Origin of the sequence: Buttiauxella agrestis (assembly GCF_900446255.1) — a bacterium.
In the GTDB taxonomy this organism is placed as follows: Bacteria; Pseudomonadota; Gammaproteobacteria; order Enterobacterales; family Enterobacteriaceae; genus Buttiauxella; species Buttiauxella agrestis.
In genome coordinates this window covers 1,583,849-1,601,384 of the sequence record NZ_UIGI01000001.1, presented here as the reverse complement: position 1 = coordinate 1,601,384, position 17,536 = coordinate 1,583,849, and the positions used below count along the sequence as shown (strand labels likewise).

General features: G+C 49.0%; 15 protein-coding genes and 1 riboswitch. Of the genes, 6 read left to right on the top strand and 9 right to left on the bottom strand.

The annotated features are described in order from the left end of the window. Positions 1–18: 18 nt before the first annotated feature. From thiD to DY231_RS07580, 3 genes are all read right to left on the bottom strand, one after another. The gene (thiD, locus tag DY231_RS07590) at positions 19–828 is read right to left on the bottom strand and encodes a bifunctional hydroxymethylpyrimidine kinase/phosphomethylpyrimidine kinase (protein WP_115627847.1); all 810 of its coding nucleotides are present in this window, start codon (positions 826–828) and stop codon (positions 19–21) included. Continuing rightward, positions 825–1,613: a hydroxyethylthiazole kinase gene (gene thiM / locus DY231_RS07585; RefSeq protein WP_115627846.1), complete on the bottom strand. Its 789-nt coding sequence runs from the start codon at positions 1,611–1,613 to the stop codon at positions 825–827. Before thiM ends, thiD begins: the two co-directional genes overlap by 4 nt. A 36-nt stretch (positions 1,614–1,649) precedes the next feature. Beyond that, a riboswitch (TPP riboswitch) is annotated at positions 1,650–1,746 on the bottom strand. A 70-nt stretch (positions 1,747–1,816) separates the two neighbouring features. Beyond that, on the bottom strand, positions 1,817–2,368 hold the full coding sequence (locus DY231_RS07580) for a GNAT family N-acetyltransferase (RefSeq protein WP_115627845.1): 552 nt from the start codon (positions 2,366–2,368) through the stop codon (positions 1,817–1,819). 411 nt (positions 2,369–2,779) lie between these two features. On the opposite strand from DY231_RS07580, the gene DY231_RS07575 reads away from it, so the two are divergent. The 4 genes from DY231_RS07575 (at position 2,780) to fimZ (ending at position 7,921) form a co-directional block, all read left to right on the top strand. Further along, positions 2,780–4,963, top strand: coding sequence for a sensor domain-containing phosphodiesterase (locus DY231_RS07575; RefSeq protein ID WP_115627844.1), 2,184 nt, complete (start codon positions 2,780–2,782; stop codon positions 4,961–4,963). A gap of 140 nt (positions 4,964–5,103) precedes the next feature. Then, complete coding sequence (locus tag DY231_RS07570; RefSeq protein WP_115627843.1) at positions 5,104–5,709, top strand: LuxR C-terminal-related transcriptional regulator; 606 nt, start codon at positions 5,104–5,106, stop codon at positions 5,707–5,709. Positions 5,710–6,034: 325 nt separating this feature from the next. Then, positions 6,035–6,697: a helix-turn-helix transcriptional regulator gene (locus tag DY231_RS07565; protein ID WP_115627842.1), complete on the top strand. Its 663-nt coding sequence runs from the start codon at positions 6,035–6,037 to the stop codon at positions 6,695–6,697. A gap of 591 nt (positions 6,698–7,288) precedes the next feature. Further along, positions 7,289–7,921, top strand: coding sequence for a fimbria biosynthesis transcriptional regulator FimZ (gene fimZ, locus DY231_RS07560; protein ID WP_115627841.1), 633 nt, complete (start codon positions 7,289–7,291; stop codon positions 7,919–7,921). 85 nt (positions 7,922–8,006) lie between these two features. Here fimZ and sfmF read toward each other — a convergent pair whose 3' ends face one another. The 6 genes from sfmF to fimA all read right to left on the bottom strand — a co-directional run bounded on the left by sfmF (position 8,007) and on the right by fimA (position 14,072). Further along, complete coding sequence (gene sfmF, locus DY231_RS07555) at positions 8,007–8,540, bottom strand: fimbria assembly protein (RefSeq protein WP_115627840.1); 534 nt, start codon at positions 8,538–8,540, stop codon at positions 8,007–8,009. Next, entirely contained in the window at positions 8,533–9,537 is a 1,005-nt protein-coding gene (fimH, locus tag DY231_RS07550) for a type 1 fimbria D-mannose specific adhesin FimH (protein ID WP_115627839.1), read from the bottom strand. Before fimH ends, sfmF begins: the two co-directional genes overlap by 8 nt. Before the next feature lie 28 nt (positions 9,538–9,565). Further along, a complete protein-coding gene (locus DY231_RS07545) occupies positions 9,566–12,133 on the bottom strand; it encodes a fimbrial biogenesis usher protein (protein WP_115627838.1) in 2,568 nt (855 codons plus the stop codon). A gap of 34 nt (positions 12,134–12,167) precedes the next feature. After that, entirely contained in the window at positions 12,168–12,863 is a 696-nt protein-coding gene (fimC, locus tag DY231_RS07540) for a type 1 fimbria chaperone FimC (RefSeq protein WP_115627837.1), read from the bottom strand. A 41-nt stretch (positions 12,864–12,904) separates the two neighbouring features. Beyond that, positions 12,905–13,450: a type 1 fimbrial protein subunit FimI gene (gene fimI, locus DY231_RS07535; RefSeq protein ID WP_115627836.1), complete on the bottom strand. Its 546-nt coding sequence runs from the start codon at positions 13,448–13,450 to the stop codon at positions 12,905–12,907. 70 nt (positions 13,451–13,520) lie between these two features. Continuing rightward, complete coding sequence (gene fimA, locus DY231_RS07530) at positions 13,521–14,072, bottom strand: type 1 fimbrial major subunit FimA (protein WP_115627835.1); 552 nt, start codon at positions 14,070–14,072, stop codon at positions 13,521–13,523. Between the two features lie 378 nt (positions 14,073–14,450). Between fimA and DY231_RS07525 the strand changes: the two genes are divergently transcribed. Together DY231_RS07525 and DY231_RS07520 are read left to right on the top strand one after the other, a co-directional pair. Beyond that, positions 14,451–16,871 (top strand): DUF3772 domain-containing protein, encoded by a 2,421-nt coding sequence (locus DY231_RS07525; RefSeq protein WP_115631788.1) that lies wholly within the window; start codon positions 14,451–14,453, stop codon positions 16,869–16,871. A 201-nt stretch (positions 16,872–17,072) separates the two neighbouring features. Beyond that, on the top strand, positions 17,073–17,453 hold the full coding sequence (locus DY231_RS07520; protein WP_218568332.1) for a hypothetical protein: 381 nt from the start codon (positions 17,073–17,075) through the stop codon (positions 17,451–17,453). Positions 17,454–17,536: the final 83 nt, after the last annotated feature.

Genomic DNA, 17,536 nt, shown 5'->3' with positions numbered 1-17,536 from the left:
ATACAGGTATTACCTCGATTACCACCATTGGTGAAAATGATGCACCGGTCCAGTTCCGTTGCCCACTTCCAGCGAATCTGCCTGCTCTAACGCCTGAGATAGCCACGCTTTAGCCGCCGAAATCGTCTTCGGCCAGTCCAGATAGCGCGGATAAAGTGCGGCAAGGGCCGCAGAAAGCGTACATCCCGTACCGTGAGTGTGGCGAGTCTGGACGCGCGGAGCGGTAAAACGCTGCCCACCGTCACGGGTAAATAACCAGTCCGGGCTTTCGGCGTTATCAAGATGGCCGCCTTTCATCAACACCGCTTTGCAACCCATCCCCAGCAGCGCATCACCCTGCTCCTTCATTTCTCGCTCATTTTGGGCATGAGGCGCATCCAGCAGCGCGGCGGCTTCAGGCAGATTCGGTGTGATCAGCGCCACTTGCGGCAACAGCCGACGACACAGGCTATCGACCGCAGAGGGCGCAAGCAAGGGATCACCACTTTTCGCCAGCATGACCGTATCGAGTATCACGTTTTGCGCATGGTAAAAAGCCAACCGTTCAGCCACCGCTTCGACGATATCAGTTTCAGCCAGCATGCCAATTTTAATGGTATCGATACGCACATCACTGAGCACTGAATCAAGCTGGGCGGCGACAAACGCCGGTTCAATGCGATAAACAGACTGCACGCCGCGCGTGTTTTGCGCCACCAGCGCGGTGATCACGCTGGTGCCATACGCACCCAGTGCCGAGAATGTTTTCAGGTCAGCCTGAATGCCCGCGCCCCCGCTCGGGTCAGTGCCAGCAATAGTCAATGCGTTAATACGTTTTTGCCCTTTCATGCCAGAGCCTCCGCATTGAGCCCGTAAAGTGCGTCAAGAAACGCCGGGACAAAACTGCCAGGACCGCGACTCACGGCAATCGCCTGTTCACCGGCGAATTTCATAAACTGGCAGGCGGCAGCGACGTTATCCAGCCTTGACCCTGGCAGCGAACAGCAAGCGGCAACCACGGCGGAAAGCGCGCAACCGGTGCCGACCACGCGCGTCATCAACACGCCGCCGCCCGCAACGCTCCAGGCGTTTTCGCCATCGGTGACGTAATCTTCCTCGCCGGTGACTGCCACCACCGCGCCAGTAAGCTGTGCCAGTTTAAGGGCGGCGGGTAATGCAGAAAGTGCATCGTCAGCGCTATCTACGCCACGGCCTGCGGAATGCTCCCCCGCTAATGCTAAGATTTCTGAAGCATTACCGCGGATTGCGGCAGGTTTTAGCGCGAGAACTTCGCGTGCAAATCGGGTACGAAACGCCAGAGCGCCGACGGCAACCGGATCGAGTACCCATGGCGTGGATGATTGATTCGCGGCGTGAATGGCGGCCAGCATTGCGCGGCTGCTGTCGGCGGTGAGTGTCCCGATATTAATCAGCAATGCACTGGCAATGGGGGCAAATTGCGCGGCCTCTTCGGGCTCAATGACCATAGCGGGAGCCGCGCCAATGGCGAGCAGCACGTTGGCGGTAAAACTCTGCACCACATCATTGGTCATGCAATGGACTAAAGGGGGAGTGCTGCGTAAGTTATGTAAAACCGAGGCGGCGCAGTGGCCGGGTAGCAGGTCAGGTTGCATCTTGTAAGCTCCTGCCTGGCGTGAAGAAGAGATGACCGGGCAGGCATCTGACTTCCCTACGCTGGCATTATCCAGATCAGGTGGTACGGGTATTTCTCAGCCTTCACAAAGAAGGGCACCCCGAGTCATTGATAAATCATACTTTTGCGTTCACAAGAATAATGCGCGCGACAGTGACTGTAAACCGCCTGTGCTGCCAGAGGTTAAGCCAGCGACGTTAACTTTTTGAATTGCCGCCATTCATCGCGGGTTATTTCCCAAAGCTCCGAATCCATTTCACCACTCACATATTGCGATTTTTCGGTGCAGATAAGCCGCATACCGTGACGGATGGAAAGGTTTTTGGAACGGTCATTGGCGACGGCCTTTGGCGCGCGTAACACGTCTTTCTCGAGTGTTTCAAACCAGAAATCATTCACTCCACCGCAGGCCTCACTCATCAGGCCCTGTCCTTGCCATTCCGGGACTAACCAGAAACCACGGTTGTTATCTGGAGTATCCATCAGACAAATTAGCCCAATTAATTCCTGCGGATTTTCTTTACGCCGAATGGACCAGAACCAGCCCTTTCCTTCTTTTACCGCAGGCAGCGCAACATTATCGACATAATGTTTTGCCGCGCCAGGTGGATAAGGCCATGGAACAGTAGAAACCAGGTAACGCACAATCTCCCAGCGCGGAAATACGTTTTGAATTTGCTCGGCATCTTCCGAACGAAGTGGCCGGAGGATCAATCTCGGTGTGATTATTTCCATACTGTTACCCTTTCTTCACGCTGTATTGTTTAGAGTAATTTATACATAAAATTAATAGCGGGCATCAACAAGTAATTAACATTTTTAGCAGGGTGTAACTTTCATGCGCAACAGTTATAGCTTTGTGAATATAACAGGAGAATGTCATCATCGAATTATATTATTATAATGACAATCACATATTCACAAGCATTAAAAACATTTAACCAATAAAAACAACATTCATAGCAAAGAAACAACAAGTAATCTTCGCGCAGGTCTATATTCCAATTGACTCGCACAAGATTCCATATGAAATTAATACCCACAAAACTGTTGAGCGTTGGTTTATTAAAAACATGATATTCTAAAATATCTTATATTGGGCAGCGCGCGTTTATTAATCAAATTTAGGGTTTTACGCTAAAAAATATGGTTTTATCAGCAAGTATTCAACAGCACATTAAAATATGTGTCACATTTTTCTTTTTATATTCGCTTGCTGCGAAACTGGGTCATCGTGTTGAAATAGTTGGGATACCGCTACGGTTTTATGACCTGACCTTACCCATCGTTACAGCATTGCTGATTTTATACCATCGCAGGGCACTCCCGACGTTAGCCCTGTTTGCCCTTTACAGTTTTTACCACTATCCATTGTTTGATTACCTGAGTATCGCTGCACAGTTGAGCAGTGCTTTAATCTGTGTCACGCTCTATTTTTGTGCAACGGGCAAACGAGGCATGGTCAGTTTTGGGCGCAGTCGCCTCTCTGCGCAACGCATATGTTGGCTCATTTGCCTTAATAGTTTTACATTTACCGTGCTCTACCAGTGGTTACTGCTCAAATTTCGTTTTATCTCAGCTTCTGATGAAAACATATTTAGCGTTATCACGCTGATCAATATTCAATGGATGTTGACGTCCTGTATTACAGGTGTCCCATTTTGCTATTTACTTTTCCGCACCTGCTACAAACCCTCATGGTTTTTAAGCTATTTGCGCCAGTTAAAAGATTTGATTGTTAATGGGCCACATGCAATAAGTCAGCTAGTATGGGCAATGCTTTTAATTGCTATTATGTACTGCATGATTACAACAAGAAATGACATTTTAATATTTACTGATTATTCCATAGTATTACTATTACCCGTAATGCTTTGGGGCTCAATCCGATTGGGCCATGCACTCATAAACCCATTATGGGTTTTCATGCTCATTTTGTTAGGCTATTACACTGATAATTATATATCGATAAAAAATGAATTTACGGTAGAGCACTATATCGGCCATCTGGCGCTTGCATCATCAATGATTGCCATATTTTCTCTGACTATTGTCCTTGTTGGTGTACTGGCAACACGCATTCTTAACTACATCAAACATCTTAAGCGCATCTCGTTATCTGAACCTCATACCGGCCTGCCCAATTTACAAGCGCTTAAAAAAGATCTCATACAGTATCCGAACGCAGGGTTATGTACCGTGCAGTGCCCGGAATTAAACTCTTTAACACAAGCTCATGGTATTGCTTTCCGCTTTGAATTTGTTAAAGCCGTGGTTGCATACTTAACACCGCTGCTTAAGGGGTATGACAATATTTATTACAGTCCTGGATATGGTATTTTCCTGCGTCTGGACAATATGAATGAAAGTCTTATCGACTCTTATTATAAAGCCATGACTTCGTTTCGTTTTTCCTGGGGGGAGATGGAGTTAGGGTTAAACTTTGGCTTATCCTGGATGCGTTACGATAACAACATCCCCAATCTTTCGTATGTTGTCGGGCAACTCAATGCCAGCACTTTCGTTTCGCTGCAAAATGGCAAACCTGAAAACCTGAATATGAATGAAGCTGGCGATAGCGCTGTCAATCCAGCGGTGATACGCCACCTGTTGCAGCAGTCAATAGACCAAAAATCATTTGTATTACTGGCGCAGCCTATCGTCTCCACGAGCAGTTCCGACAGATATCAAGAAATCCTGATACGGATTAACACGGGGAATAATAATTTACTTTTCCCGAATACCTTTTTGCCCTTTGCAGAAGAAGCCGGCCTGCTCGCAGAAGTGGATATGACGGTCATAGAGCAGACGTTTCGTTTTATGCACTCTCTGGGGTCATCCCAACCGGACAGTCGTTTCTCGATAAATCTTACCCCGCAGTCGCTGATAAAATCTGATTTCCTCGACAGGCTTTTCACTTTATTTAACACCTGGTCAATTCGCCCGGAACGTATCATCTTCGAAATTATTGAATCAGATATTATCGATAACTTGAATGCTGCAAATGTATTACGAGAGTTGCGTAACCAGGGTTGTAAGATTGCAATTGATGATTTTGGGACCGGTGCCTCCAGTTATTCTCGCCTGAAAAACTTAGAAGCAGATATTCTTAAAATAGATGGTTCATTTGTCCGCAATATTGTTGCTGAAAAGTTCGACCATTTTATCGTGATGTCTTTTTGCGAAGCCGCGAAATTCAAAAATCTGGAAGTTGTCGCGGAATTTGTTGAAAGCGAAGAAATTAAAAAAATGCTCATCACCATGGGTGTGGGTTGGCTTCAGGGCTATCATACCGGCAAACCTGTTGCTATCGAATCCCTTCGCAACTGATTTTCCTGCATTTTTCATACCAGGAATCCCCCTGGTATTGAGTCATCCTCAGCGACATGTCGATTAAGTCTCAAGTTATTCAGTTTGCCTGTTAACTTCATTACCATCGCCCTTCGTTCTATTTCTCAATGAGAGATCTTATGCTTACAATTGCGATACGCGAAAAAAATAGCCATTTCACTCACGGTATAAAAATTATCGTTGCAAATGTGTGCCAACACCTTAAAAAAGATTTTTGTTTTTTATCTCCCGAACACCATCATTGCGCCGATATTTTATTTTTGTCTTTGGATGATAATTGGGTGACTGCTGATTGCTATCAAATGCCTAAAGCAACAAAGTCTCAACGAATTATTCTCATTTGCCGCCAAAAAGAACATCAGAATCTAATGTTTCGGCCATGTTTGTATATGTTGCCGGTTATCTTCAGAGAAGATGAAATTGATGAAATAACCCGCAAAATAACCTGGTGGATTGAACCGTCCAGACATGGGAAAAACACCGTTGCGATTCCTGCCGGGATTTGCCAATACTGCACCACACGCAGTTTCACCGTTGTCGAACGTCAGTTGCTCTCACATATCGCTAAGGGCCATTCGCTAAAAGATTCAGCCTCTTTGATGAAACTCGATGAAAATATCGCAAAATTACATCGTAAGGCAATCATGAGGAAATTGGGTATTCGCGATCAATACGAATTGCATAAATTTCTTAAAACTAACCTCCTTTTTTTAATCCATAACTGACCTCTTATTTAAGAAACAGCTTATATGTACTTAAGTCAAACCTAATATCTAACACTTTTAATCCCTGTCAGTATCCCTTCCAACGATATAATCAGAAGCTGTGAGCATTCAGCTTCTGAGCAACCTTAGCGACCCCCTTTCAGTCGTCATTGTGCTATCAACAAAAATATGGAAATAACGTCTCATTCAGCATTGATTCCCTGCCGTAGCAAAGCGAATTTCCCCCTTGTTCGCACACTAGAAGACTGAGCATTTGTACATAGCCGCACGTAAACGCAGATATCGCCGCATCAGAAACAGTGGCCTTGCCAATCTCCATGCCAGAATGACACCTATTGTCTTCGACCGTCTGGAATACCTGCAACATCAGATACATACGCAGTCTCTGGCGGAACCGCTCGATATCATCCTTATGACGGGCGACAACTACTTGTCTCTCGCCCTCAATGAGTGTGTTTTCAAGCACCAGCGCACTCACGTTTGCGCAACCCTGGACGAGGCTGAAAAATTACTTAACCAAAACCCGCAACCGCGTATGTTGATAGATCTGGCTGGCGTGAACGAGGCTACTATTGATGTGCTGGATACAACGCGGAGATGGCAAAAGAGCTGGCCCGAACTCAATATCATGCAATTTACTACCTGCCGTTGCCAAAACATCGCCAGACTGATTGATGCGGCTTCCAGCTTCCCGGTCGTCGAAAGGCGGCAGACCATTTCGGAGTTGCTCAAAATATTGAACCTGAACCGGGACGAGCAAGAGCTTGTTTTCTCGCCCGCGGCTCCGCTATCACATCGCGAATGGAACATTCTGCTGGCTGTGGCAAAAGGTGACTCATTGAAAACGATAGCCCTGTCATTCAACAAACCTTACCACTTTGTTGTGTATACGCTTGGGCGCATCGCCTCCCGTCTTGGCCTCAAGAACAACAAGGCACTCATACACCTTTTAAATAAATTATCCTCTCCGTTGTCAGGAAAAGAATAGCTACGCTAAATAACAACCTTATGGATGAAGGCTAGGAAATTGCCTATTTTCAATGTTGTATTTATGTTAAATCAGATCAAACACTTCACAATTATAACTATTCCTGGAAAATCGGTTTTCCGCTTGCTATGCCACGTCAACGCGATAAATCATGTAATGATTCCATGTTACAGATAACAAATATTAAACATTTAAGATTTCACACTATTCTTTATATTCAAAACAAGCTTTTTTGCCATTCATTTAACTTAACACAGGTGCATTATCCAAATAACAAATAATTAACCAATTTAATTAGAATTTGATCGCAGCATTATTGCATCAAGATAACACTAGCCTTTCTCTGAAATAATATGGCTGTATAATCCAACCATTCATTTAGCTAATATGAATACATTCTTTTTACTAATGAAATAAACCCTTTTATTACGTTCAAAACCACTATGGAATAGTAAATTTGAAGGACTGTTTTAAGTTCAAGGAAGCATCTTGCATACAATATAAAATACTCATCAGTGAAACGTTTCACCACTTTCACCGCCAGTGACTCTGCGTCAATGCGATGTGTTTCTCAAAAACCGAGGCAAGAATATGAAACCTGCATCCGTAATTATTATGGACGAACATCCTATAGTCAGAATGTCGATAGAAGTTCTGTTACAAAAAAATAAAAATATCGATGTTGTTATGAAAACAGACGATAGCCGTGAGGTGATTAACTATATGCGCACCCACACTGTCGATTTAGTGATTCTGGATATCGAACTCCCGTCCATCGATGGCTTTACTTTATTAAAGAGAATCAAAAGCATACAGGCTGACACGCGCATACTTTTCCTCTCATCGAAATCTGAGCGATTTTATGCCGGGCGGGCAATTCAGGCCGGGGCAAATGGCTTTGTCAGTAAAAGAAAGGATCAGGAAGATATCTATCATGCAGTCGAGATGTTGCTTTCGGGGTATTCTTTCTTCCCCTCTGAAACGCTGGAATTAATCAGCAACCCGGCCTCACGCAAAGCCGGAACCGATGATATGCCATTGTCTAATCGGGAGATAACTGTATTACGTTACCTGGCTAATGGTTTGTCAAATAAAGAAATCGCCGAGCAACTTCTGTTGAGCAACAAAACCATTAGCGCGCACAAATCAAATATATTTTCAAAACTGCATGTCTCTTCAATTGTCGAACTTATCGACTATGCCCGTGTGAAAGAATTATTATAGCCACGCGACACACATCACAGTAAAGCATAAAAAAACCGGGGCAAGCTCCCGGTTTTTTTATGTCACTACGATACATCCCGATCGATTAATAATAATTAATCATGAAAGTCGCATCCGCATTGGCCTGCCCCGGTTGGGGGTTATCAGCCAGTGCGATGTAATTGGCAAAAAAAGTTAACACGGCATTACCGTTGATATCCACGGCAACGTCCTGGCTTGCCTGGTCCAGCGGCAACTGGGTTTTGTCTTTATCGCGCAATTCGACAGCCACATTTGTCGCTCCACTGCTCTCGTTCAGCCCCAGTAATCCGGGATTACCGGTGGCTTGCTTGCCCGAAAACGTTATCGATGCAGCGCCTGGCGGGCAGCCATTCAGTTTCAATGTGAAAGGCATGCTTTGCGTCGTGCTGCCTGCGGTACGCAGCTGTTTTGTCGGCCAGCGTCCCAACTGAACGGTTTTATCCTCATCCCCCATCTCGACGTAACAGCTGAAATCCACCACGTTTCCGCGCAGTTCGATATTCACTTCGCCAAGTGGCGTGTCGGCTTGCGCATGACTCACCACACCGCCGACCAACAATAAAACGCGTAAAAAGGTGCCGCTGGCGATTTTAGTCATAATCCACCCGCAAATAGCCCCGCGCGCTAAACGGCCCTTCCGCAGGTTTGTTCCCTGTGACGCTCACCGGCCACGCGCGAATGCCCACTTGCGCCGCGGCGGCATCATCAAGGCGAAAATGGATTTTACTACTGAGATCGTTTGGCGTCAGCGGCTGCCCGCTGCTATCGGCGACGATAAATCCGAGATCGTTATTATTCGATACCATCATTTTGCCGGAGGCTTTTTCCGCTTCCAGGCGCAAGGAGAGATAGGCCTGCGCCGCCACATTGGTGCATTTTATCGCCACCGTTTTGCTTTGCGGTGTCACCCCCTGCGGGCGATTCCCCGCCCCCGCCTGGCTAAACAACGACGCGCCGATATCCCCAAAATCAAATTCGACGATTTGCCCGGCGTTGATTTCACAGTTTTGCGGCACTTCGATTTTCCCGCTGTAACTGATGGTGTAAACCGGGGTGGTCAACGGATCGGTGTTTCGCGTGGTGACATACACCGTAAACATGGTCTGCCGTGGGATGGGCACCATGTTGATAAATTTCCGTGTCACTTTGAGCTTAAAAATGAGCTGCGAGTCCTGAACCCCAAAAGGCTGTTGCTTAGGCACATTGGGATGGTGTCCCATCTGAATATAATTTTTCGGCGGGAAAAACTGCCCGGAATAACTGTCCGTGATACTCATGGCCCCTTCCAGGTAGTCATTGAGTTTCAAGTATTGATACCCGCCGATGGTTTCTTGCACCGGCAAGTTACTCACATAACTGCGCATGGTGGTGTCGCCCTGAGTTCCCGCCGGGCAAGTCGCATTGACCCCCACCCAGCCTGATTTTGCCGCCAGCGTGATAATTTGCCCGACGTTATTGTTTTCGCTGGTGAACACATCTGACAGATCGTAAAAAATATCCGTCGGCACACCGTTGGAATTGTGGCAGACCGTCGCAAACGCAGGGAGTGCGCAAGTCAACAGTACGGTTCCCGCTAGTGATGTCATCAATTTCATAAACAGATCCCTGAATCGCTCAACCATTCTATGAGCAGGTAGCATTCGCCACGACAACCGCCTGAGACAGGCTTTCCGGCGGCAATGTATACGGTGCGAAACACTGTGAACCTTTGCCATCGCCCCACTGAACAAGGAGTTTTCCCTGAAGCGGCAACCCACTGAGATAAATTTGTCCTTCATCCCCGACCATGCTGGTGACACCGCTGGTTTCTTCACGCACCACGGAACCGAACGGCACGGCTTTTCCGCCTCGCGTCACGGTGATAATCGCCCGCACGCCAATGCGCGCATTAAATTCAGCACGAACCACTGCGCCTTCAGTCGGCACCACATTACTGACGTTATTTTCAATATCGGTGTGGTTATCCATAGTGTTGGTATCCAGCGCAATGCGGTTGTAGCGATAAACCGTGGCATACGGCATCACCGCATAACCTCGCCAGTCGGTTTTCACCCCGGTCTGATTTTCAACGCCAACCCCGCTGGCTCCCGGCGCTTTGATAAGCACATTGGTATCGCCTAGCGGTTGGCTAAAGGTGACACCATCGGCGTGCCCGACTACGCCGCCAGATGCCTGCCAGTTAAAGTCGTGCTGATCCCGGTCGTAGTTGTAACCCAGTCCCAGCGTGCCGTACGTCGCCTGCCAGTTAGCATTCGCGCTTCCGCTGTATCCGTTGGTATCGCTATAACCCTGAGTCACGCTGTAGTTCAGGTTTCGCCCTTCCAGCAGCGTGCCGCCGATGCCGGTTTGTACCGTGGCGTCGCCATCAGAATTATTGCTGGCAGCAAAAGTGGCATAAGCGCGGTCGAGGGTGCTGGTTCGCGAATATCCATGCCCCAGCAAGGTGCTGAACGGCACAGAAAGGTTGAATGCCATGATGCGATCGTTCCCGGAAATCCCCACCGATTTGCTCCATGACATCGAAAGTGAATAGCTTATCCCGCGCCAGCCACTGGCGTACCCGGTCTGATACCAGGTGTTGTTTTGATGGGTTTCCCAGTAAGTTTGCTGGCTGCCTGAAACATATAGCGACCCGTAATCGCCCAGTGACTGAGAAACGTTAATTTGAAAACGCCCGCGCTTGCTGAAGCGCAAGTTGTGGTAGCTCTGCACAACCGGCTCCGTTTTATTCCCACTGGCGTCATCCGTCGCGTATTCATAGCCTTCAATATTTTTGTAGGCCACTTCGTCGAGCGTATAAAACCCACGCGTCGAGTAGCGGTAGCCCAATAACTGGAAGTTGGTGCCGTAATCGCTGAGTGATTTGGCGTACAGGAAGCGTAATGACTGCCCCTGATGCTCGCTGTCGTCCGCAAGCCGGCTGCGCGCATGGGTAACATCCATTGAAATGGCGCCCCATTCGCCGAGGTTTTTGCCTGCCCCCAGCGCCATTGCGGTGTAATCCTCGGCAAGCTGCGTGCCGCCGTAAACGGTATAGCCATCAGATAGCCCGGCAACGAGCGTGGCCTGGGTAAAGAATGGTGTGTTTTGTTGGTCACTGCCGCTGCGGAAATCCCCGGCAACCACATCGAATTTCAATCGTCCTTCACGCTGCAACAGCGGAACGGTGGAGTAAGGCACAGTGTATTTTTGCTGGGTTCCGTCTTTTTCTTCCAGGGTAACGTCGAGATCGCCACTCGAAGAGGTTGGGTTCAGGTCACTGATAGCGAACGCGCCCGGCGAGACGTAGCTTTGGTAAATGACAAACCCGTTCTGGCGGATGGTAATTTTGGCGTTAGTTCGCGCGATGCCGCGCACCGTTGGCGCGTAGCCTTGCAGACTGTCGGGGTACATACTGTCCGCCGAATAGAGCCGTGCGCCGCGAAAGCCGAGGCTGTCGAACACATCGCTGCCCGTGTTGCTGTCGCCCATCACCAGTTCACTTTTGAGCGGAATAATCGTCCGTTGCGCGTAGGTGCTGATGTTATTCCAGTGGCTGGAACGGTAGTCATCGCCGCGGGTGTAGCTCCAGGCTCCGCTGTTACGTAGCCGCCACGGGCCATAGTTCAGGCCACTTTGCAGGCTTAAATAGTAGTTATCGTCGGAACTGCCGTGGTTGCCGGTAAAGCTGTAGTTCAGCAGAGCGGCGGGGATACCTTCATCCCACTCCTGGGCGGGAATATAACCCCTGGCGCTATTGAGCAGCGATGCCTGCGGCAAGCTGATATCCAGGCGTAATTTGGCAAAATCAAAGTGCGTTTCGGAACCCGGGATCAGCTCTTCCATCGGCACACATTCACCGGCTTTCAACCTGGCAAGCGCTGGATAGGCGAGCATGTTTAAACCGAGGCGTTTGAGCCAGTCAGTGTCCAGACACGGCACCAGTCCGCCTGATTTTACTTTTCCGCTTTTGGCGTCACTGGCAATGAAACGAATATCCTGAGTGGCGATAAATTCATCGTTACGCCAGATATCGACGCGATATTCACCCGGAGCCTGATCGCTGCCTTTTTCAAAACGCGACAAATCCGCAACGGCGGCATCTTCTGCCGACAAAAACCCAGGGTTAAAGTAGCTTTCACCTGAGCTCGTTCCGGGCCAGAGTGCTGCCATTATCATCGCCGTCAGCGGGGCGAGTGACTGATTGTTCATCTGCCAGGTATCCTTATTGTGCAGATTACCTGCATTACAGCATTACGCCTGCTTGCACAGGCGTGACCGCACCGTAGTCATTCACCGTCTGGAACGAGATAGCGCCTTTTATGCCTGCGGGAATAATCACCTGCGACACGCTTTTTGGCGCGACCATGGTATTGGCCAGTTTCTCGTTGCCGACTTTCAGATTGACCGTGCTGATGTAATAAGGAGAGGGATTGTGAACACGCAGGTGTTCGCCGCTGCGGCTAAAGCGCAGCTGTTTTACCGCCTCTTCTGGCTGCATTTGCAGGTTTTTAGGGCGCACAAACAGTTTGATGCGTGACAGGATCGCCAGTTGCAGCACGTTGCTGCCTTCGAGATTACTTTTGTCGACTGACGGAATGGCTTTCACATTCATCCAGAAAACGGACTCGCGGTCAGCGGGCAATGGCGGGCCTGCGTAAATGATACGCAGCGTGTTTTCGCTTGAGGGTTCACTGACAAAAAGCGGAGGCGTCACGATAAACGTCTTATCTTTGACGCCCAGGTTATTTTCGACCCACGAATTCACAAGGTAGCGCTCTTTGTTGTCGCTATTATTAATCGAGAGCGAAGTTTGTTTAGCATCAGCAGGATAAATAACGCGTGTCGCGCCCAGCGCAATACCACCCGCGGCTTGTACGTTAAAGCAAAAAATTAACAGGCACAGCATTGCGGCCGAGCCTTGTTTAAATAAATTATTCATCACACGGCACCATCATTATGACTATTATTAAATTCTATGATTCAGGGATAAATGAGCGTAAACCAGACATCGGAATGGATATTTCCGGGCGTCATTTGTTGTGTCACCGAACGATAGCGAGCGGTAAAATGCAGCGTCGTTTCTTGCTCTTTAATTGACACAAAATATCCTGGTGCGGCATTAGGAATAATGAGCTTTTGCTCACTATCAAATAACGCCAGACCAATTCCCGAGCTGGAATCAATCTCACCAATACGGGTCGAGGCCAGAAATACCTGCGGGTCTTGCTCAGGCGTGACGCCCTGAAAGGAGATCCCCACTAAATCAGAGATTTCGGTATCGCAATCGGTCAGATGTATCGCAAAGGGAATACTGACAGGCGCGTAGTTACCCACCTCTTTAAAGAAGGAGCTTTTGTATTGTCCCATTTGCACGGTCAAATCCTGGCTTTCCGATGCCACAGAGCAGCCTCCGTTCACCAGTGAACCCTGCATTTTTACCTTCCCGCCGTCGACCACCACAACGCGGTTTGCCTGCACCGACACGCTGGTTACGAATAGCAGGAACAACAGGATTATCCTTATCATTGTCGCCTTCCAAAGAGTTGCATTGCATCAGCCCCATCCCTGAGGCTGTCGTCATCCTTGTTCAGACTTATTATTCGTATTTCATCACGAAAGTCGCGTCAGCATTGGCCTGGCCTGCTGTTGCAGTGGCGGCAGTTGCTTTATAACGCGCGGTGAATGGCAGGGTGTTGGTGCCATCAATCAGGGTCTGCGCGGTGGAGAATGTGGAGCCATCCGGGGTCAGCACTTTTGATTTGTTGTCCAGAATTTGAATACCAACGCCGCCTGCCGTAGTGCTGTTATCACCGGAGTTGATGGCGAGCAGCGTAGGGTCAGTTCCGTCGGTCTGGCCGGAGAAAGCCACGGATGCCAGGGTTGACACAGTGGTGTCACAGTCGTTAAGAACGATAGTGAATGGGATCTGAGCGGAGGTATCGCCCACTTTAGTAAATGCCGCAGTACGGTATTGGCCCAATTTCACCGTTTGATCGGAAGACTGAGTGCTTACCGCACATGCTGCATTCACCAGTTCACCTTTAAAGTGGACGGTGCCGCCATTAACACTCACCGCATCGGCCTGAGCCGCACCGCTGACTAATGCAATCCCGGCAACCAATGAGGATGCAATTTTGCTGAATTTCATGGAGATTCCTTTAATTATTAAAATACCCTGTTCGAATAATGCATCCTTCATTATTCCGGTTAAATAATTCGGGCTATAGATAGCCTATTCCCTCCCCGCAATCCTTGTGGGGATGTTTATTTATCGTCATCAGTGATATTTAAATCGAAATTTAAAACACCATCTCTTCGACGCTGGGTAATTTAAGTTAAATACACATTTAATAACATGTACCAAACCTTTATTATCTCTAAGGTAAGTCTTATAAAGCCCTAAGAAATAGCGGAGGAAAACGGCTAAAATAGCCTCCCGGAACTACCCATTTACACCAATACAAGATATTCTTAGTAAATTGTTTTTAAGCCGTTAATTTATTGATTCACTGGATCGATCCTGATGATGCAAAAAATGTTCAAAATGCCGTTACTGTTGGCATTCCTGTCCTGCCTGATATTGACTCCTTTCTTATCTCATGCGGATGATTCCACAGGACAAACTGCCACTGAAGAGCCTGCTAAAGTCAATGCCAGCACCGCGCTGCCTGCATTGCAAAAGCGCCTTGATGCGCTAAAACAGCGAGTCTCAACCGCAAAAACGGACAAACAATTCACCAGCCTTAACGACGATTCGCAAAAACTGGCAAGCGAGGCCGATAAACTCGCCGTAGCGCTGGCTCCGCAGTTAACTCAAATCCAGGCGCAGCTTGATGTTCTGGGGCCACCACCCGCACCGGGTACGCTTGCCGAAACGCCGCAGGTGGTCAGCCAACGCAAGCAGCTCAACAGCAGCAAGACCTTGCTCACCACCCAAATTGAGCAAACCAAAGCGATTTCCGTGGGTGCGCAAAACCTTTCGTCACAAATCTCCGGCCTGCGCCGCGACGCGCTGAAAACCCAAATTGCACTCAACACCGGCAGTATTCTCGGCGAGAAATTCTGGTCGCCAGTCATAGACCCCAGCGATAAAGACGCCGCTCGGTTTGGCGATTTTGGCACACAAGTTAGCGAGGCCTGGGATCAAGCCTGGAGCGAGGAATGGCGCCTGGGCACCGGCATCTATTTGCTGTTAGCGCTGGGAATCGGGCTGTTTGGCCGCAGAGGCCTGGATAGCCCAATGAACTGGGTTTTACCCCGCTGGCTGCCGCAAGGGCGTTTTCGTCGCAGCTTCCTGGCCTGTTTCACCACGTTAAGCACCATGCTGACGCTGGGTATCAGCATGCAACTGCTGTGTTATATCTTCACACGTTTGCCTGATACTTCTGCGTGGATCAACGAATTCGCCGAGCAGCTAGTTGAGCTAACCTATTTTTCTGCGGTGATCGCCGGGCTGGGGATTGCGCTGTTATCAAACAGCCACCCTTCCTGGCGTCTGCCGGGTATTGCCGATCCGCTGGCGAAAACGCTCTCTTCGTTCCCGATTTTGCTGGCCACTTTTATCTTTATCTTCGGCATTATTGAACAGCTGAATGCTCTGGTCGGCGCGAGCATTGCCGCCACACTATTTGGTAATGGCCTTTCCGCGTTACTGGTGGCGCTCAATTGCCTGGTCGCACCGATTCGCGTCAATCGCATACGCCGCAAAATGCGCGCCGACGGCGAGCAAACCGAAGCCCGCTCAACGGTGGCAGGCTTAATTCACCTCGTCATCAGCCTCACCGCGTTCGTTATCCTGCTGGCTCTGCTGATTGGTTACATCCCGCTGGCACGCTTCGTCACCTTTGAATTGCTGTGGATTGGCCTGGTGGTTTCCAGCCTGTATCTGCTGATTCATTTCGTGGTTGACCTGTGTGAAGCGGTCTTCTCGCCTTCTACCCAGAGCGGGAAAATCCTCAAAAGTACGCTGAGTCTCAACGACCGCCACCTGTCACTCGCGGCGACGCTGTTTTCCGCATTAGGGAAAACGTCGCTGCTAGTGATGGCCGCCGTGGCGCTACTGAATGGCACCTTTGGCACCACGACGCCGATGGAGTTGCTCACAAAAATCGCCGATATGTGGGGCGGAAAAGGCCTCGAAGGGATGAATATTATCCCGGCGCATGCGTTAAATGCGGTGCTGTGTCTGGTGATCGGCTGGTACGTGCTGCGATCCACACGCCGCTGGCTGGATAACGATTTCCTGCCAAAAACCAATATGGATCGCGGTCTGCGCGCATCGCTGGTGACGCTGTTTACCAACGTCGGTTACGTGCTGATTATCATGCTCACGCTCTCAATGCTCGGCATTGAGTGGAACAAACTGGCCTGGATTGTGAGCGCCTTATCGGTAGGTATAGGTTTTGGTTTGCAGGAAATCGTGAAGAACTTTATCTCCGGCCTGATTCTGTTAACCGAGCGCCCGGTGAAAGTGGGCGATTTAGTCAGTATCAGCGGCGTAGAGGGTGATATTCGCCGCATCAACGTGCGCGCCACCGAGATTCAGTTAGGCGACAAATCCACGGTAATTGTACCGAACTCGCAGCTTATTTCGCAGAACGTGCGTAATGCCACCATGGGAAATGCCCAGGGTGTGGCAACCATCGCCCTCACCTTCCCGCTGGATATTGACCCGGAGCAAGTGCGCAATTTGTTGCTTGAGGCCTATAACCTGCATGAATCCATTCTGGAAAACCCGAAACCGTCTGTCAGCTTCAAAGAATTGGGGCCAACGGGCATCGTGCTGAGTGTGACGGGTTATGTAAACAGCCCGCGCATGGTGAGTTCCACGCGCAGCGATTTGCTGTATGAGATCCTCAAAATGCTGCGTGCGGCGGGCGTTAGTCTGAGCCAGACGCAGACCATGGTGCTCGAGCAGCCCGCCAGCAAAGTCGTGACGCAAGAGTAAACCTGACGCCACAACCCGTTGAAACGGGTTGTGGCGTGAATCATCATTATTAAGAATAATCGCCATCAAACCCATTCAGCAATTTGATACAAATCAATAAAGGCACCGGCGTCCGGCAGCATTATCTCGCTCCGGTAATATTCCACTTCTCATATTCACCACCGTGAACGTTGAGAACAAATACTGATAAGAGAGTTAATGATGAGCAAGCTGAAAACGTTAGTGATGGTTCTGGGTTTTGTCGCCTTCTCTGCGAGCGCTGCGCTGCCGCTGTTTAACGGCAAAGGCCAGCCGGGCGAAGTGCATATCGACCAGGGCGGTCCGGTTTACCTGAACGGCAAAGAAATGAAGCTGAAAAAAGTGAACGACAATTACTACGAAGCGACTGGTCAGGGCGTTGTGCTGTCTATTTCTACCACTCCTGATGGTACAGCTGATGTTAGCTGGACGGGCAAACATCGCGCTCACGGTGTGATTGTTTCTGCGCAACAAGCCGCCATTGACGCTAAAGGCGTATCAGGTCGCCCGCTGGATTGCAGCCGTAGCGACTTGACCAAAGCAGAAGCGAAAGCCTGCCAGTAAAAAAACCGGTCACGGAGGACCGGCTTTTTGTTCCCATTTTTAAATAATCATTCATTTCACTAATCTCCTTCCATTGTACGATT

Excerpts from the sequence above, each read along its gene's own strand:
- thiD (WP_115627847.1), bottom strand. The coding sequence starts at position 828 with ATGAAAGGGCAAAAACGTATTAACGCATTGACTATTGCTGGCACTGAC.
- fimZ (WP_115627841.1), top strand. The coding sequence starts at position 7,289 with ATGAAACCTGCATCCGTAATTATTATGGACGAACATCCTATAGTCAGA.
- fimA (WP_115627835.1), bottom strand. The coding sequence starts at position 14,072 with ATGAAATTCAGCAAAATTGCATCCTCATTGGTTGCCGGGATTGCATTA.
- fimI (WP_115627836.1), bottom strand. The coding sequence starts at position 13,450 with ATGATAAGGATAATCCTGTTGTTCCTGCTATTCGTAACCAGCGTGTCG.
- DY231_RS07520 (WP_218568332.1), top strand. The coding sequence starts at position 17,073 with ATGAGCAAGCTGAAAACGTTAGTGATGGTTCTGGGTTTTGTCGCCTTC.
- DY231_RS07545 (WP_115627838.1), bottom strand. The coding sequence starts at position 12,133 with ATGAACAATCAGTCACTCGCCCCGCTGACGGCGATGATAATGGCAGCA.
- DY231_RS07525 (WP_115631788.1), top strand. The coding sequence starts at position 14,451 with ATGCAAAAAATGTTCAAAATGCCGTTACTGTTGGCATTCCTGTCCTGC.
- DY231_RS07575 (WP_115627844.1), top strand. The coding sequence starts at position 2,780 with ATGGTTTTATCAGCAAGTATTCAACAGCACATTAAAATATGTGTCACA.
- DY231_RS07565 (WP_115627842.1), top strand. The coding sequence starts at position 6,035 with ATGACACCTATTGTCTTCGACCGTCTGGAATACCTGCAACATCAGATA.
- sfmF (WP_115627840.1), bottom strand. The coding sequence starts at position 8,540 with ATGACTAAAATCGCCAGCGGCACCTTTTTACGCGTTTTATTGTTGGTC.
- DY231_RS07570 (WP_115627843.1), top strand. The coding sequence starts at position 5,104 with ATGCTTACAATTGCGATACGCGAAAAAAATAGCCATTTCACTCACGGT.
- fimH (WP_115627839.1), bottom strand. The coding sequence starts at position 9,537 with ATGAAATTGATGACATCACTAGCGGGAACCGTACTGTTGACTTGCGCA.
- fimC (WP_115627837.1), bottom strand. The coding sequence starts at position 12,863 with ATGAATAATTTATTTAAACAAGGCTCGGCCGCAATGCTGTGCCTGTTA.
- thiM (WP_115627846.1), bottom strand. The coding sequence starts at position 1,613 with ATGCAACCTGACCTGCTACCCGGCCACTGCGCCGCCTCGGTTTTACAT.
- DY231_RS07580 (WP_115627845.1), bottom strand. The coding sequence starts at position 2,368 with ATGGAAATAATCACACCGAGATTGATCCTCCGGCCACTTCGTTCGGAA.